The sequence below is a fragment of the Holdemania sp. Marseille-P2844 genome (assembly GCF_900120005.1).
Taxonomy (GTDB): Bacteria; Bacillota_I; Bacilli_A; order Erysipelotrichales; family Erysipelotrichaceae; genus Holdemania.
Window position 1 is genome coordinate 33,769 of sequence record NZ_LT635453.1, and the last position, 16,706, is coordinate 50,474.

Annotated in this window: 12 protein-coding genes; 2 read left to right on the forward strand and 10 right to left on the reverse strand. The window is 52.3% G+C overall.

The features are described 5' to 3' along the window. Nucleotides 1-79 precede the first annotated feature (79 nt). Together BQ7364_RS12775 and BQ7364_RS12780 are read left to right on the forward strand one after the other, a co-directional pair. On the forward strand, nucleotides 80-2,749 hold the full coding sequence (locus tag BQ7364_RS12775; protein WP_072685094.1) for a PD-(D/E)XK nuclease family protein: 2,670 nt from the start codon (nucleotides 80-82) through the stop codon (nucleotides 2,747-2,749). Beyond that, nucleotides 2,730-5,960 (forward strand): UvrD-helicase domain-containing protein, encoded by a 3,231-nt coding sequence (locus BQ7364_RS12780; protein WP_072685095.1) that lies wholly within the window; start codon nucleotides 2,730-2,732, stop codon nucleotides 5,958-5,960. The genes BQ7364_RS12775 and BQ7364_RS12780 overlap by 20 nt, the downstream gene beginning before the upstream one ends. A gap of 569 nt (nucleotides 5,961-6,529) precedes the next feature. Here BQ7364_RS12780 and BQ7364_RS12785 read toward each other — a convergent pair. The 10 genes from BQ7364_RS12785 to glmU form a co-directional block, all read right to left on the reverse strand. Then, entirely contained in the window at nucleotides 6,530-7,573 is a 1,044-nt protein-coding gene (locus BQ7364_RS12785) for a transaldolase family protein (RefSeq protein ID WP_072685096.1), read from the reverse strand. Nucleotides 7,574-7,578: 5 nt separating this feature from the next. After that, complete coding sequence (locus BQ7364_RS12790) at nucleotides 7,579-8,241, reverse strand: aspartate/glutamate racemase family protein (protein ID WP_072685097.1); 663 nt, start codon at nucleotides 8,239-8,241, stop codon at nucleotides 7,579-7,581. After that, nucleotides 8,238-9,113, reverse strand: coding sequence for a ketose-bisphosphate aldolase (locus tag BQ7364_RS12795; RefSeq protein ID WP_072685098.1), 876 nt, complete (start codon nucleotides 9,111-9,113; stop codon nucleotides 8,238-8,240). Before BQ7364_RS12795 ends, BQ7364_RS12790 begins: the two co-directional genes overlap by 4 nt. A 22-nt stretch (nucleotides 9,114-9,135) precedes the next feature. Then, complete coding sequence (locus BQ7364_RS12800) at nucleotides 9,136-10,227, reverse strand: PTS fructose transporter subunit IIC (RefSeq protein ID WP_072685099.1); 1,092 nt, start codon at nucleotides 10,225-10,227, stop codon at nucleotides 9,136-9,138. Nucleotides 10,228-10,374: 147 nt separating this feature from the next. Continuing rightward, nucleotides 10,375-10,692 (reverse strand): PTS fructose transporter subunit IIB, encoded by a 318-nt coding sequence (locus tag BQ7364_RS12805; protein WP_072685100.1) that lies wholly within the window; start codon nucleotides 10,690-10,692, stop codon nucleotides 10,375-10,377. Beyond that, the gene (locus tag BQ7364_RS12810; protein WP_072685101.1) at nucleotides 10,689-11,150 is read right to left on the reverse strand and encodes a PTS sugar transporter subunit IIA; all 462 of its coding nucleotides are present in this window, start codon (nucleotides 11,148-11,150) and stop codon (nucleotides 10,689-10,691) included. The genes BQ7364_RS12805 and BQ7364_RS12810 overlap by 4 nt, the downstream gene beginning before the upstream one ends. Nucleotides 11,151-11,164: 14 nt before the next feature. Continuing rightward, nucleotides 11,165-12,685, reverse strand: a complete 1,521-nt coding sequence (locus tag BQ7364_RS12815; RefSeq protein WP_072685102.1) for a BglG family transcription antiterminator — start codon at nucleotides 12,683-12,685, stop codon at nucleotides 11,165-11,167. Nucleotides 12,686-12,977: 292 nt separating this feature from the next. Beyond that, nucleotides 12,978-13,601: a DUF4230 domain-containing protein gene (locus BQ7364_RS12820; RefSeq protein ID WP_072685103.1), complete on the reverse strand. Its 624-nt coding sequence runs from the start codon at nucleotides 13,599-13,601 to the stop codon at nucleotides 12,978-12,980. Between the two features lie 198 nt (nucleotides 13,602-13,799). Beyond that, on the reverse strand, nucleotides 13,800-14,756 hold the full coding sequence (locus tag BQ7364_RS12825; RefSeq protein WP_006058059.1) for a ribose-phosphate diphosphokinase: 957 nt from the start codon (nucleotides 14,754-14,756) through the stop codon (nucleotides 13,800-13,802). 11 nt (nucleotides 14,757-14,767) lie between these two features. Further along, entirely contained in the window at nucleotides 14,768-16,135 is a 1,368-nt protein-coding gene (gene glmU / locus BQ7364_RS12830; RefSeq protein WP_072685104.1) for a bifunctional UDP-N-acetylglucosamine diphosphorylase/glucosamine-1-phosphate N-acetyltransferase GlmU, read from the reverse strand. Nucleotides 16,136-16,706 lie beyond the last annotated feature (571 nt).

A 16,706-nucleotide genomic window follows, 5' to 3' on the forward strand; every position in this document is an offset into this window, starting at 1 on the left:
TCAGGCAAGTTCTGGCTTTTGCCGCGGACGGGCTTCTATGATAAAATGAAGCATATTGAAAACAGCGGAGGCGATCATCATGAAAATTCCAAATTTACTGGCGCCGGGGTATTTGCACAGCCTGTTGATCAAAGCGAAGATTCAGGAACAGAACGGGCGGTTTCTGACGCATTATGCCCTCGGGACGGTATCCGGACTGATCCGTGCGCAGGCGATGGCAAATGAAAACGCGACGCGGGACAGTCTGATGGCGTCGATGCGGATTCAGGGGGCAGAGAGCGTTTGCCGGGTCTATCGCAAAATGGTGCGTTATCCTGATTTTCATCGCCAGCTGATTGCGTTTCGGCGACTGATGCAGGATTACGGGCTGACGTTGGCTGAGCTGCCGGAAAAGAGCGAAGGGCAGCGGGAATTGAAGGCGTTATTGGCCTTGATCGCCGATCTTCCTTTTACACATTTGCAGGAAGAACGTTTTCTCGCCGAAATCCAGACGCTCGATTTCAGCGGGGCCGAGTGCACGCCCGGCTGGATCGAGGATCTGCATCAGCAGCGTTTACTTGATGCTTTGAAGGCGCAGGGGCTGCGGTTCAAGCCGCTGAAGCAGGCGCAGCCGCGGACAACGCGGTTTTACAAGGCGCTGAATTCCCGGCAGGAAGCAGAGGGGCTGGCCCAGCTTTTGCTGCGCGAGCAATGGAAGCCGGAGGAAGTCATGATCATTCTGTGCAACAGTCAGCGCGACGGCGGGCTGGTCCGCTCCGTACTGACCCGTTACCAGCTGCCGGCGGCCCAGGTTGCTTATCAGAAACCATCGAAAATCCTGCGCTGCTTTGACGCTTTGGTGTCGCTGACCCGCGCGCCGTCAATCGCGGCGGTTCTGACAACGCTGCAGCTGAAAACCTATCCGACGTTGATTTCCGAGGCGTATGTTCAGTATCTGACACAGTTTGTTTTTGACCTGAACGATCTGTGCAAGCCGGTTTTCACGCATGTACAGCAGGCGCTGGAAAGCAACACACTGCTCAATATCATTGAAAAAGAAAATCTGCTGCGGCTGGAATCGCAGGCTCAGAGCGTGCATGAACAGCTGCTTCCCTGGCTGCTTCCGCTGCTGGAGGATGTCCCGCTGAGCGAAAAGCTCACCCGCTGCTATGAACTGCTTCGTCAGCATTCTTGCTTAAATGACGAATTGGAACGGCGGGCGTTATTAAATCTGAAGACCACGCTGGAGGATTGCTGGGATCTGCTGGAACAGCCGGGAGCTCTCGACATGTTCATGGCGCTGCTTGCGCAGAAAAAGCTGGAAATCAGCGAAGAAGTCGACGGCCGAATCGCGATCACCGATCTGAAGCATCCGCTTCCCTGCCGGCCGCTGACAATTCTTTTCGGCGCGGATCAGAATAGTTTCCCGGGAAATATCGCAGCCACCGGGATCTTTGACGAGGATTATCTGAAGACCACTTCGATGCCATCCCAGGCTGAGCGCTACGATCATTACACTCGCCAGCTGGAATGGATCTACACCAGCGCATCCCACTGCCTGATCTATTCTTACGCTGCCGGCAACTACGAAGGCAAGAGCTGGGACGTCGCGTTTGAAATTGAACAGCGCGCGGCCACCCGCGCCGTGCTGTGGCCGCTGGTTCAAAACGAGGTCTATTCCGATCAGCGGCATCAGCTATCGCCGGATACCGCCCGCCGTCTGTTTGCCCCGGATCATGTGCTGCGCGGCAGTATTTCTTCCTTTGAAACTTATTTCCAATGTCCTTATGCCTACTTCCTCAAAAGCGGTCTGCGCTTATCCAGAGGCAGTTTGACAACGGTAGATGCCGCCATAACCGGTACGATCCAGCACGCGCTGCTGGAACAGGGTATCCGGTCTCAGGGCAAGGCTTACGCCAGCCTCAGCGAAACAGAAATAAACGCGATCCTGAATCCTTATTTCCAGCAGCTCGACGCTCTGTTTCCTGATCAACATGCCGAAATCGACCAGATTCAGCGGCGGATGCAGCTGAATTTAAAGCAGCTGCTTCAGGCGCTGGCCGCCATGGAGGAAAACACTTCGTTTGCACCCGCCTTTCAGGAACTCCGCTTTGAAGAAGATCTGCTTGAAACCGGCGGCGTCACCGTGCGCTTAAATGGAATTATCGACCGCATTGACACCTGCCTCAACGACTTGCGGATTCTGGATTACAAAAGCTCCGCCAAAACACTCAGCGAAGCCAGGGTCAAAGCCGGACTCCAGCTGCAGCTGTTAACCTACCTGATCATTGCCGTCCGCAAGCTCGGGCTGCAACCGGCCGGCGCGTATTACTGTTCCTTAAAAAATGAAACGATCAGCGTCAGCGAAGCTTCGCTGAACGGCCGGCGTATGGAAATTGAAGACGTTGACCGCGATGAATGGATGAGCGAATTGCAAAGCAGCCATCAGCTCAAGGGCTGGACGATGAAGGAGTGCGAAGGTTTGGATTACGACGGCACGCACGTACAGGGACTAACCTGTAAAGACGGTCAGGTCAAAGTCCGAAGCCTGAAAGACTTCGACAATGTCCAGGCACTGATTCTGGAACTTTACCAGCTGTTGGTCCAACAGCTCAGCGCAGGCCGGATAGAGCTGGATCCGGTTGAAGGCGCATGTTTATTCTGTGATTTCAAACCTGTCTGCCGGCTGCGCAAAGCGCCGAAAAAACCGGCGGCGCTGGTTGGCAAAGAAGAAGGAAAGGAGGTGCGGGATGGCGATTCAATGGAGTGAGGAACAGCTCAAGGCGATTCATACGACCGATCATAACATTCTGGTTTCTGCTTCAGCCGGAGCGGGCAAGACAACCGTCCTGGTCGCGCGGTTAATGAAACGGATGCTCGAAGACCACATCAGCATCGACCGCATCGTCGCGATGACCTTCACCGAAGCAGCAGCCAGCGAAATGAAAAAACGACTGCTGCAAAGTCTGAACGACAAGCTGCAGGAACCCGATCTGGACGAAGAGGAAGCGCAATATTGCCGCCAGCAGCTGATCCTGCTGCAAAGCGCGCATATCAGCACGATTCACTCGTTCTGTCTGTCGATCATTCAAGCCGACTACGCCCTGATCGGACTAAACCCGGCCCGCATCCAGCGGATTTTTGACGATGCGGCAGTAGCGCAGATGAAGGAGCAGGCGTTTACCCACGCCTGCCGGAAGCAGATGGCGCAGGATCCCGGGCAGTTTACGACACTGCTGCAAACATTTTCCAGCCGCAGTGAGGATGTATCCGAGCTGAAGAAAGCGGTGCTGACGATCTCGGCCAAAGCGTCCGGGTCGCAGGATCCGCAAGCCTGGATCCGAACGGCAGCGGAAGCTTACGCGCCGATCGCCCGTCTCGATCAGCTGCCTTCCCCGGCAAAAGAAGCTTTCTTTGAAAGCTGCGCCGTAGAAGCGGGACGGCTGGAAGACTGCGCCGTCCAGATGCAGCGGATATTATTCGACGCGTATCCCGACAAAGAAAAGCAGGCCAACGAGGTTCTTCTATTCCTTGGCAAGCTGGCGCCGGCGATTCAAGCTGCGAAAAATTACGATTACCGGGAATACCGCCGCGCGTTGTTCGGCGCGATCCAGACCAAGATCAGTACGCTGAAAGACGCGCTGGATTTCAACGCGCTGCGCAAACAGCTCAACGCGCTGGCAAAGGATCTTGTCAGCCGGACCTATACCGAGGAAACCCTGCTTTCCGACCTGACATTGACCTATGCGATCATAAAGCCGTTAACGGCGCTGACGCTCGACTACCTTGCGCTGTATGCACAGCTGAAGGAAGCGCAGGAAGGGATCGACTTCGATGATATGGAACATTTCGCCTATCAGATTTTAACCGCGGAAAACAATCTGGCCGCGAAGCGGTATCAGGAGCGCTTTGATGAAATCATGGTCGACGAATTCCAGGATTCCAATGATCTGCAGAATGCGATCATCAATCTGATTTCCCGCGGCGCAAACGTCTTCCGCGTCGGCGACGTCAAGCAGTCGATTTACCGGTTCCGCGGCGGAAAGCCGCAGATCATGCGCAATTTGATGAACGACGCCCGGCCGGAAAATTGTTTTATTCACCTTTCCAGCAATTACCGTTCCAAGCAGATGATCGTCGATTTCAACAATGATCTGTTTCTGCGGCTGATGAACATTCCCGGCTGTTCCGATCAATACACCGATCACGACTGCGTAAAAACCGGCGCTCCGGCTCAGAAGCAGGACAACTATCCGGTTGAATTCCATGCGCTGATGACCAAAGCGCTGAAGGATCAGGATGAGGGGGCGGAAAATCTCGCCGCCAATCAGATCAAAGCGCAGTACATCGCCCAACAGATCTTAACGATGCACGAAACCTCAGACTTCCGGCAATGGAAAGATTACGTCGTGCTCGTGCGTTCCCATGCGGTTAAATCCCATTTGAAGCAAGCTTTCGATCAGGCAGGCATTCCTTATTACATCGACGCGAAAGCAGGGTTCTATCAATCGGAAGCAATGCAGATTCTGCTTTCCTGGTTTCGAATTCTGATCAATCCGGCCGATAATTTATCGTTAACCGCCGTGTTATCCTCTGACTTTTATCAGGCGGATGACGAGGAATTGGCACGTCTGGCAATGAAGCGGGAGCGCCGGCCGATCTTCGATATCCTGAAAGAAGAACATCATCCGCTGGTCGCTGACCGGCAGCGGTTAAACGACATCGCACAAAAGCTGGGATTGTGCGCTTTGCTTGACGCGCTGTTTCAGATTCATCACTTTTATGAAGAGCATTGTACCGCTCAGCAGCGGACCAACTGTGACCTGCTTCGCCAGAAAGCGGAACAATACAGCGCCGAGCATTCCGATTCGCTGACCGGCTTTCTCGCGATGATCGACCAGGTGAGCGAGGAAAAAACCTCCGAAGCCATTCCCGTTGGCAATGAGGACGACGTTGTCAAAGTGATGACCATTCACCAATCCAAAGGTCTTCAGTTTCCTGTCGTCTTTTACTGGGCGAGCAGCCGGATCGACATTATGGATAAAAAAGAAACGTGCATTGCGGATGCGGATCTGGGGATCGGCCTGCCGGCGCTGGAGCTGCCATGGCGGTTTAAGCGGCCGACCGCGATCCGGCAGGCGATCGAATATAAAATCACGCTGGAAGAATTGGAAGAAAATATCCGGATTCTCTACGTCGCCCTGACCCGGGCGCAGAATCAGATGATTCTGGTCGATACGATCAAAGGCGAGCTGCCGCATAAACCGGTAACGATGAACACGCTGCTGGAACGCAAAGGGACGACGGACCTGATTTTATCCGCGATGTGCGAAAGTAACTCCAGCTTCTGGAAAGTCCGGACGATTGAAGATCGCTGGGAGGTCCAGCAGCTTCAGCACCGCCGCAAAGCGGTCATCTCCCTGCCGCGCTATACGGAAGAAAAGCCCTTACCGGTCACCCTGACGCCGTCGGAAACAGAACAGACCGCATATATTCCTGCGCTGTTTCCAAAAAGTAAAGCTGTCCGGCCAGCTCAGCGGGGCATCCAGCTGCATGAAGCGGTGGAACGCCTGCCGGAAGGAGATTGGACGGAAAGTCAGATCCGCGGCCTGCTTCCGGAAATAAGACGTTCTGACATCCTTCTTTTGCTTCAGCTGAACAAACAGCCGTTATTTCAGCACTGTCAAACAATGTCCGTTGAAAAGGAATTCTCCTTCGCCGTCCTTTCCGGCAACGAATTAATTCAGGGGCAGATGGACTATGTCGCACAGGATGAAAATGAAGTTATACTGATTGATTTCAAGAGTGATCGTCATGCCCAGGCCGACCAGTTAAAAACGTTGTATGCCCGGCAGATTTCAATTTATCTGCGCTGTCTGCGCGAAATGATTCCGGACAAAAGAATCCGCGCCTATCTGTACTCATTTGATCTTGATCAGTTCATCGAAATGACGCCTGAAGCTGAATTGGCGGCTGCGTAAAAACCGAACCCAAAGAAAAAGCGATCTGATCATCCAGCTTCGCTTTTTTTCATCTTCTTAAAATTAAACCCATGGGAACAAATCACAATTTTCCCAATTCACTCCATGACGCTCAATGCTTAAGGATCGTTTCCTCCCGGGTCGTTTAAGCTGAAAGAATACCAGCCTTCACCCTGCGGATCATCAAAAATACTCTTTTATCAGAGTCACATTGATCATAAAAATAAATTATACCATGAAATGGTAACTGTTTTTTAATTTTGAATGATCACTGAGAAATTCATTGTTTATCGTTGATTTTTAATCCAAGCATTCACAAAAAAGCCAAATAGTATATCACTTTTTCTAATTCGTGCACGTTTTTGAATGATAACTCTGAATTTCATCGTTTATCGCCGATTTTCAAGATTATCATTCAAAATTAAGCGCAAAAATAAAAGCTAATATTATAACATATTTTTAATTCTTCGCACGATTTTGAACGATTGCGCTGAAATTCGTCGTTGATCGTTGATTTCCGGGGGAATCATTCAAAAAACCCTGACTGTTTTCAGCCAGGGATAATCAAATTAGCCGATTAAACTGTCAATCAAGGACTGCGCCTGTTTCCACGCCGATTCAAATGACGAACGGAACAGGACGACCGGTCCGAAAGCTTCGTATTCCGAAGGTTCGATCGCATGCAGGCAATAACTCTTACGGAAATCCGGGAGCTTCTCAAGCAGCTCATCCAGCACGGCGGGCGGCGTTGGCTGGGCAAACCGCTCGATCACCGGCGGATTCTGATCTATCAACTGATCGGCAGTCCCCTTCCAGTTGATCGTAACGCAAGCCTGAGCGCCTACCATCTCTGTGAAATGATGCAGTCCCCGCGCACCGCCGCCGATGAAGCCGACATCCGGATATTGGGTCCGGGTCATCGCATAGGTCTTTTTCGTAGCCGCAATACCGGCCTGAAACAACACATCTGAGGCGATGGCGACCTCCGTTTCCTGTACTGTTTTATACAGATATTCGTCCAGAATTCCCGTGATGTGCGAGTAATAGATTGGTGCCTTCCTGACGCAATGGCTTGTCGCTTCCGCATATACCCGACCGACATCCATGGCCTGACGAACCGACATCACCTCCGTCGCATTGATCGGTACGCCCTGAGCCGCCAGAATACTGATGGCTTTTAACCCTTCTTCCGTAACAGGAATCTTAATCATAATATTCTCGCCCGCTTCCCGATTGAACAACCCGGTCTTTACAATCGAATCGCAATCCTCATGGAACGGATCCCCCTGAATACTGACATATCCCCATCGCCCCTGCGACTGTTGATAAAGCGGTAAAAAGAGTTTGGCGATGCGGCCGACCAGCTCCCGCTGCACGGCGATCAAAATCTGATCCCGGGCGACGCCTTGATCCCGCAGCCGCATTATTAACTGTTGGATTTCCGGCAGCTCGCTTTCCCGCTGCATCATCTTCCAGACATACGCCGGATTCTGCGTACAGCCGCACGCCCCTTCCGCCAAGGCCCGCTTCGCCTCTTCCTGCGTCACATTATTGATCCAGAACCGCGTCGGCGTCAGTTCATTCACTCTGTGAAAATAAGTTTTTTCTTCCATGGACTTCACTCTTTCTCCTGCAGCATCGACCAGGCGCGCTCGATGCCTGAGCGCGGGCTGGTCAGCACTGGTATGGTCATTTCATTTAAATAAGGAAGCAAGGTGATCATGCTGCCCTGCGCCAGCACAACGACGTCGTTTTCTGCCGCTGCCCGCTGAATCATCGCCAGAACAATCCGGTTATGCTTATCCACATCCTTTTCTTTCATCAGAATGTCCAGCGCTTCCGCCGCCAGATATTCCTGCACGGCCACTTCCTTGCCCAGCCGTTGGGCAGTCGTCCGGATCAGATCGCAGCTGGGTTTTACCGTCGACGCCACCGTCGCGATTACGCCGATCCGCGCACCCAGACTCACTGCCTTTTCCGCCATCGGTTCGTCGACTCTCAGCGTGGGAATCGCCGTACACCGGCTGGCAATCGCAAAGGCTTCCCCGACCGAGGAACACTGATTGAAGATCAAATCAACACCTAACGATTCCGCCGACTGAACATAACGGCACATCCGGCTGATCACGGCCGGGGTGATCCCGTTGTTCCGCTTGACCTCCGCTAACAAACTGTCGTCGATGATGTTGATGATTTCCACCTCCGGCATGATCGCTTGACACAAGGCGGTCAGATCCTGCAGCGACACGGCGCTGGTATGGATGATCGCCATCTTTTTCATAGAAATTTCTCCCAATAAGCAGACGCTTTGCCGACGCTGCCGAACAGCTCCATCTTGTGCCGGATGACCGCGCGCGCCGCTTCAAAACCCTTCGGCATCAAGGTTGAGAACTTGAATTCGCCGGTTTCATTCATGATTTCGTTCAGTTTCCGTGAATAGGCTGCCTTGTAATCGCTGGCAATGTTGACCTTGCGGATACCGATCTGACATGCCTGACGGATTTCCTCATCCGGATTATCTGAACCACCGTGCAGCACCAACGGCACCGGGCTGACCTGTTTCAATTCTTTCAACAAGTCCAGCTGCAGCTTCGGCACGAAGCCTTCCGGATATAAGCCATGCGAAGTCCCGATCGCGACCGCCAGACTGTCGACGCCGGTTTTCGCTGTGAAATCAATAACTTCTTCCGGCCGGGTGTAGGTGATATGATCGACTCCCCCTTCATCGGAATAGTTCATAATCCCGATCGTTCCGACTTCCCCTTCGACGGAAACGCCGACCAGATGGGCGAGATCGACAACCGCTTTCGTCTGGCGGACATTCTCCTCATACGGCAGCTCGGAACCGTCGAACATAACGGAAGTGAATCCGGCCTGAATCGCCCGCAGAATATCCTGCAGCGTGCGGCCGTGATCCAGATGCAGCACAAACGGAATCGGACTTTCCAACAGCCGCGTGCGGACATAGCTGTAAAATTCAGGGCCGCAGAAGTCAAGCTCATTGACGGCGATCGCGATGATCGTCGGCGCTTTCTGCGCTTCTGCTTCTTCCACGACGCAGCGGAAATTCGCAACCTCCGTGACGTTGAAGGCGCCGGCCGCGAAGTGATGTTCTTCCGCGACGGCTAGAAATTCCTGCATGTTCATTAACATGATAAATCCCTCCTGTTTCTGATCAGAACGTGATGTTGACTTCGGCGACTTCGCCGTCGTCGGCCTGCGTATAATCAATGCCGTAGGCTTCCTGACTCGGTGTTAAACGACGCTTGAGAACAAACAATGCAACGCCCATGATGACGCTGCCAATCACTAAAGCCGCGACGAATCCCAACGGGTTAGTGAAAGTTGGAATGACGAACCAGCCGCCATGGGCAACCGGACTCTCGACGCCCCATACCATGCACAGACCACCCGCAATCGAACCGCCCAGAACACTGGACAGCACCACCCGCCACAGATCGTTCATCGCCAACGGGATAACGCATTCGGTAATCATACATACCCCCATCGGGAAGCAGGCTTTCAGATTTTCCTTCTCATCATTCGTATAAATCGGCTTGCGGAAAATCTTCGCTAATCCCCAGGCGATCAGCACGCCCATCGGCGGAATCATGCACGCGACCATGTGGCACGCCTTCGGCCCATTAATTCCATCCGCCAACATCGCTGTCGTATATAAGGAAACCGTCTTGTTGACCGGACCGCCGAAGTCGAACGCCGAACCGGCCGACATGACGAAGCCGTAGACAAACTTGGAACCGGTTGACAGATTCGCCAGAAACTGCGTCATCGCCTCCATGAAATACGCGATCGGCGTCCCCAGCACCGTAAACATCAGCACGCCGCAGATCAGCGAAGCGAAGAACGGAATGATCAGAATCGGCATCAGTCCCTTCATCGAATCCGGCAGATGAATATATTTTTTCATGGCGTTGACGACATATCCGACTAAAAACGCGCCGACCAATCCGCCTAAGAAGCCTGCCTTGATTTCCGCGCTCACCAAACCGACGACCAGCCCCGGCGCAATGCCCGGCTTATCCGCGATGGAATAGGATATCGCGGCGCAGATGACCGGAATGATCATCGTGGACATCCCCAGATTGCCGACCTTGTAGATGATGTAAGCGAAACTGCCGACGGCGTCCTTGACATTCGGACCGCCGAGAATAACGCCCAGTGCCTGGCAAAGCCCGGCGCCGACGACGACCGGAACCATAAACGAAATCCCGGTCATGATGTGTTTCTTGATGATTTTCCAATTCATTAAACTCTCCCTCTTTTCTTTTAACTGTATTGTTTTCTGACAAGGCCGGACCACCGTGAAGTCCGTTACGCCAATCGCTTCATGATCCTGTGGGGACAAGTGTTCCTGTCCCGGACTTTCCACGGCGATGATCCGCCGCCATGGATCTCAGCGATGGTTTTTCAACGTCGCTTCGATCTTCTTTAAGAAGCCTTCCGTGTTGCGCATGACGTCTTCCGTCCGGCAGCGCACGACCGGTTTGCCTTTAAAGCGTTCTTCCCCGGTAATCTTGACGTCGACCGCTAGCAGCACGACGTCGGCCTCCGCAATTTCCTGCGCCGTCAGCTCGTCTTCCGCGCCGATCGACCCCTGCGTTTCAATCCGGCAGGGATAGCCGCAAACTTTCGCCGCTTCGATAATTTTCTTCTTCGTGATGTAAGTGTGCGCAATCCCTGTTGGACAGGCAGTAATTCCGACGATCTTCATTCCGATTCCTCCTTTCTTAAAACAGTGACGATTTCCTCAACCGTATGGGCGTGATGAAGTGTGTCAATCACGTCCTTATCCAATAACAGCTGGGCGACATGGGACAGAAGCATGATATGCTGCGACATATCCACATCGCGAATCGCAAACATAATAATGCAGCGAACCGGTTTGTCGTCAAACGTTTCCCAGCTGACGTCGGCACGGGTGCGTCCGATCGCAATGACGCTGCGGTTCACGACAGCGGAACGGCCATGAGGAATCGCGATCCCCTCGCCAATTCCCGTCACGCCTTCCGCTTCGCGGTGAACCAGCTCGTCGATGAACGGCTGTTCCTCCCGGATCGCGCCGTTTTCATAAAGCATGCGCGTCATCTGCGTGAACACTTCCTCCTTGGTTCTGGCTTCCAGTTCCAGATTGACGTTTTCTTCCATTAATACTTCTCTGATATCCAACATAAGAGTCCCTTTCTTTATCCGTTCAGCAAGCGCCGGACTTCCTCGATATCCTTGGGATCCAGCAGCGCGGATACCGTCACGCTCGGACAGGAAATTTCAAAATCAATACCGACGGTCGTTAAGATGAAATCCAGATCGGCTGCCTTTCGGTGCTTCAGCTGCCGCAGCGAGATCACATCGACGATCTCCAATTCCGGAAAGACGGTCGCTACCCGTTTCTTCAACAAATGTGAGGTGCCGATACCGGTCGAACATACTAACAGTACCCGCTGGCGCGGTGTCTTCGGCTCCAGCGCCAGCTGGAAATACAGGCAGAGATAACACAGCTCATCCTCAGAAATAAAATGTTTTGGATAATACTTTTGCTTAAGCTCCAGCACCGCGGTTTTCACCTGCGCGTACATCTGCGGAAATTCCGCGATCGTCTTCTCTTTTAACAGACAGACGATCCGGACGTTGTACTGAATTCGCGTGATCATCGAATTGATATGCAGAAGCAGGCTGTAAAACAGATTCGCGTCCTGTGAAAACTGAACCTGCGTTTCCGCTTCCATCCGCTGAATCAGTTCCTCGCAGAACGCAAGAACTTCCGGCTGGGAGCATTGCAGCGTCTGACCGATCACTTCCCGCTGCGGCAGCTCACCGACCCCGCAGCCCATAAAATGGGTGTAAATATATAACAGCTCGTTAGGGGGAAACGTAATCTGTACTGCTTGCGAGAAATTCTGGATGCATGCGGCAATCTTTTCATAAATCAGCGGATTGATCAGCTTCGGATTCATCACGCCGCCGGGATTGATGTAGCGCCGGCGGCGCATCCGTTCCATCGCGATCAGGATGTGCGTAACAATATTGATATAGTAAATATCGCCGAGAATCACACCGATCGCTTCCTCGATCTCACCCACGCACTGTTCTACCTGACGCAGCGATTGAGCGCCGTAGATTCCGCTCAGCACCATCCGGTTTTCCTCGTTCAGGCGTGTTGGCAGTCCGCTTGGCGGCAGCAGTTGGAAATGGCGGCTTTGGTTCAGCACCTCCGTAACTTCATTGCGGATCGTCAACTCGCCTCCGGTGATGTACGTTCCCTCGCGCGTGCGGTTCAGCGTCAGTCCGGCTTCGCGGATCCGCTGCTCAATGGCGGCCAGATCGTTCACAATCGAACTGCTTCCGACATAATACGCTTCCGAAAGGCTGCGGATTGTCGTGGGCTGAGGCGCGTTGAGAAGCAAACCCAGATAAATCCGGCGTCGCCGGTCTTCCACGGAATCTCCCGAGCTCAGCCGATCCCCGCCGTAAATCCAGCGGTTCAGTCGGCCGCGATCCGCATTGCCGCAGTCCAGCACAATTCCCTGACTGCTGCGTAAGAGCGTATATCCCAGCGACAACCCCAGAATTTCAATGCGCTTGAAATCCCGTTGGATCGTTTTGATCGAACACCCAAAGCGCCGGGCCAGTTCCGGATTCCGCAGCGGTTCCGTCTGCCCCGCCAACAATCTCAAAATCTGAATTTGGCGTTCATTGAGATCTTCCATAGGCATTTCCTTTCTTCGGTTTCATCATAATCAAAGTCCAAACAAGAAACCATACCAAAACATGTCGCGGTTTCCCGGACAATTTTGGTGCTTCTTCGACGTTAAACTTCATCATGACACGGAAACTGCCGTGAAAAAAGTGGTAATTTTTTTCCATAACCAGAAACGTCCTTCGTGTTTATGCACTCTTTCAAAAGCGAAATTCAAACAAAAAAAAGGTTCCCCACTTCACAGGGAAACCTTGCTTCTTTTTATCTTTACCCTTTTGGATGCCGCTATTTGAAGCTGTACCTCACGCCGCTTTCGCTTCCTGAACCTGAATCGTATATTCCGGATTGGCCGTTGTCAACAGCTGGCTGATCACCTCGCCTGCTTTTTTTCGCGCTTCCTCAAGCAGACCGCCGTCAATCACCTTGTCTTCCATGACGATTTTCTGCTGCTTCGAGAATGCGGCGTAATCCGAAATACTGATCGGATTGAAGAGATTGTTAGATTCATCGTAGACCTCAATGCTCGCCTCGTCGACCTCATGGCTTAAAATCTGAGCCGGCGGCAGTGTGATCGTGATCGTCTTGTCCACAACGTCGATCTGAACGTCGTCCAGCCGCACCCCGGCTGTAATTTTACCGTCATACGCCAAAATAAAGCTGGCTTTGGTCAGCGGAATCGTCCAGCCGTTGAGATCAGCGTTTTTTTCAAATTTACCCATATTCGTGTAATGATATTCCACCGTTGTCAGCTGACTGACGGAACGCAGCTGCTGAAACAAGGTGTCGCTGGTCACCGTCGTCTTGCCGGAATGACTGCGCTGCGCCAGCAGGACGCCGCCTAAGAAGCAAACTGCCCCCAGAATCAAAGCGACGATAGTGATGCTGATCATCTTGCGGATGATCGACTGATTTTGTTTTTTACTCATGAACCTGCCTCCAGCCCGGAATCGACAACCTGCGTCGAACTCTGTCGGTTTCTGTCGCTTTCATTATACCACGTCCGCTTTCCTCACGCTGACGCTTTTGCGTTTGACCAAAGAAAAAACGGGCGTTTCCTGAACCCACGGCCCCGTTTTGCACAAGAGCGCGTCGTTTTCGGAAATTCCCGTTTTTGAGAAATCAGTTTAGTCGTTGAACAGATCGTAAACGGCGCTGACCGGATTCTTCAGCTGGATCGCTTCGATCGTCTTCGCCAGCATGTAGCCGACGGACAGCAGCGTGATCTTATCCGTGCCGTTCTTCTTTTCTTCGCTTAACGGAATCGTGTTGGTGATGACCATTTCCTTAATGTAGGAATTCTGAATCCGTTCGATCGCCGGTCCGCTTAACAAACCGTGCGTGCAGGCGAAGTAAATTTCCTTCGCGCCTTTTTCCTTCAGGATGTTGACGCCGGCAATCAGCGTGCCGCAAGTATCCGCCATATCGTCGACGATGATCGCGGTCTTGCCTTCGACCTCGCCGATCACGTTCATCGCTTCCGCGACATTCGGTTTCGGACGACGCTTGTCAATAATTGCCATCGGCGCGTTCAGGCAGTCGGCCAGACGGCGCGCCCGGGTGGTTCCGCCATGGTCCGGCGAAACGACGACGACATTCTCCAGATTCTTGGAACGGAAATACTGGCCGATCATCGAAACGGCGCTCAGATCGTCGATTGGAATATTGAAGAAGCCCTGAATCTGGGTCGCATGCAGGTCAATCGTCACGACGCGGTTCGCCCCAGCAGTCTGAAGCAGATCCGCAACCAGCTTCGCGGTGATCGGCTGGCGCGCACGCGCTTTACGGTCCTGGCGCGCATACCCGTAATACGGCATGATGACGGTGATTTCCCCTGAGCTGGCGCGCTTGCAGGCGTCGATCGCGATCAGCACTTCCATCAGACGGTCGGAAACCGGCGAACATGTCGACTGGACGATATAAACGGAACGGCCGCGAACTGTTTCCTCCGGCTCCACCATAATTTCTCCATCGGCAAAATGCTTAACAGAAATCTTTCCCATTGGTAAGCCCAGGTATTCTACGATTTCCTGAGCCAGTTCAACACTGCTGGACAGTGCGAAGACAATTGCATTCTCGATCATGTTTTCTCCTTTTATTTTTTCTCTTTGTTTTTGTAGATAAGACCATAACCCGGCTTGTTTTCCTGGCGTACGCGACCGATGGCCATATCCCCATCAGGCACATCCTGAGTCGCAGTCGATCCCGCAGCGACGACGGCATTTTCGCCGACCGTCACCGGCGCGATCAAATTGACGTTGCTGCCGATAAAGGCTCCGTCCTTGACAACTGTGTGGAACTTGTTTTTCCCGTCGTAGTTGACGGTGATGACGCCGCAGCCAATGTTGACTTTCGATCCGATCTCGCTGTCGCCCAGATACGTCAGATGCGCACAGCGGCTGTCGAAGCCGAACTTGGTGTTTTTGAATTCGACGAAATTGCCAATCCGGTTCTTACTGTCAACCTCGCAGTTCATCCGCAGATGAGCGTAAGGACCAATTTTAACTTCGTCATGAACGATGCTGTCGGTAATGCGCGAGCTGTCGACCGTGCAGTTCTTTCCGATCACGGCGTTAACCAGAAACGACTGCGGAAGGATTGTCGTCCCGTCGTTGATCACAGTGTTGCCTTCCAGATAGACGTTCGGATACAATGTGACGTCTTTGCCCAAGACGACGTCCGGTCCGATATACGTGCTGTCCGGATTGATCAGCGTGACGCCTTCCTCCATCCAATGCTCGTTGATCCGCTTCTGCATCCAGCGGGTTGCCTGCGCCAGCTCTTTTTTGTCATTGACGCCGCTGGCTTCAAAGCTGTCTTCCACAATCTTGGCCTTGACGCCTAACCCATGGCGGTTGAAAATTTCAACTAAATCCGTAATGTAATACTCCTGCTGCGCGTTGTCATTGTGGATTTCTTTGAGATGCTCAAACAGAGCCTGATTGTCGAAGCAATAGATGCCGGTGTTGATTTCCGTGATTTTCCGCTGTTCCTCCGTGCAGTCTTTGAATTCCACGATCTTCTCAATCATGCCTTCAGCGTTACGGATAATCCGGCCGTACTGTTTCGGATCGTCCAGCACTGCCGTTAACACGACCATGCCGCACTGATCCAGGGCGTCCAGCATCCCCTGATAGGTTGCGCTTTGAATGCAGGGACAATCCCCATTGACGACTAAGGTTTTTCCTTCTGCCTGGCTTAGAATCGGCGCCGCCTGCATGACCGCGTGGCCGGTTCCCAACTGAGGGGATTGAAGCACAAACTCACACTGCCCGCTCATTGCAGCTTCCACCTGTTCGTGGCCAAAACCGACAACAGTTACAATCTTGTCGACCTGAATTTTTTTCAGATTGTCAAGGATATGCCCCAGCATCGGTTTCTGGCAGACCGGATGCATCACCTTCGGCAGCTCGGAGTGCATACGCGTCCCCTTGCCCGCCGCCATAATAATTGCAGATTTCATTATCCATCGTCCTCCATAGTCTATTTTACTCAAACTCGCCCTTTAAAAAAAGCCTAAAGTGATGTTTTTTCCCTGGATTTCCTGTTTTTTACAGTTATTCCCGGCCTGTTTCCTTAATTCCTGTCCCGGGTTTCTGAATGAAGGGGCTTACATTCCGTTTTCATGTTCTCTTCCGGCTGACTGGATACCTGAAAATCGTTCAGGTCAATCCTTCAAAAATAAAAGAACACAGTGTTCGTCACTGCATTCTTCAGGGGTATAATCAGAATCTCCATCCTTTATCTCAAACGGATTTAATTTTAACATTACACGTACGTTTCCCGGATTCCGCCTGTGACAGGAATTCATATCCATCCTTCCGGATTGGCTTCCTGTCAAGACGAAATCAAATGTTTTTAATTTGTCATTTTCCTGTTCTTTTTCGATCTATTTGATGATTGCCGCTTCATTTCTGCCGTTCTTTCTCTTTGATGGAAGATTCATATTCACTGCAAGGACCTCAGCTTCATTCCTGTTTATTTCCTTTTTCCAACCTCTGCGATCAATCCCAGTTTTGCAGTAAGCAATCATT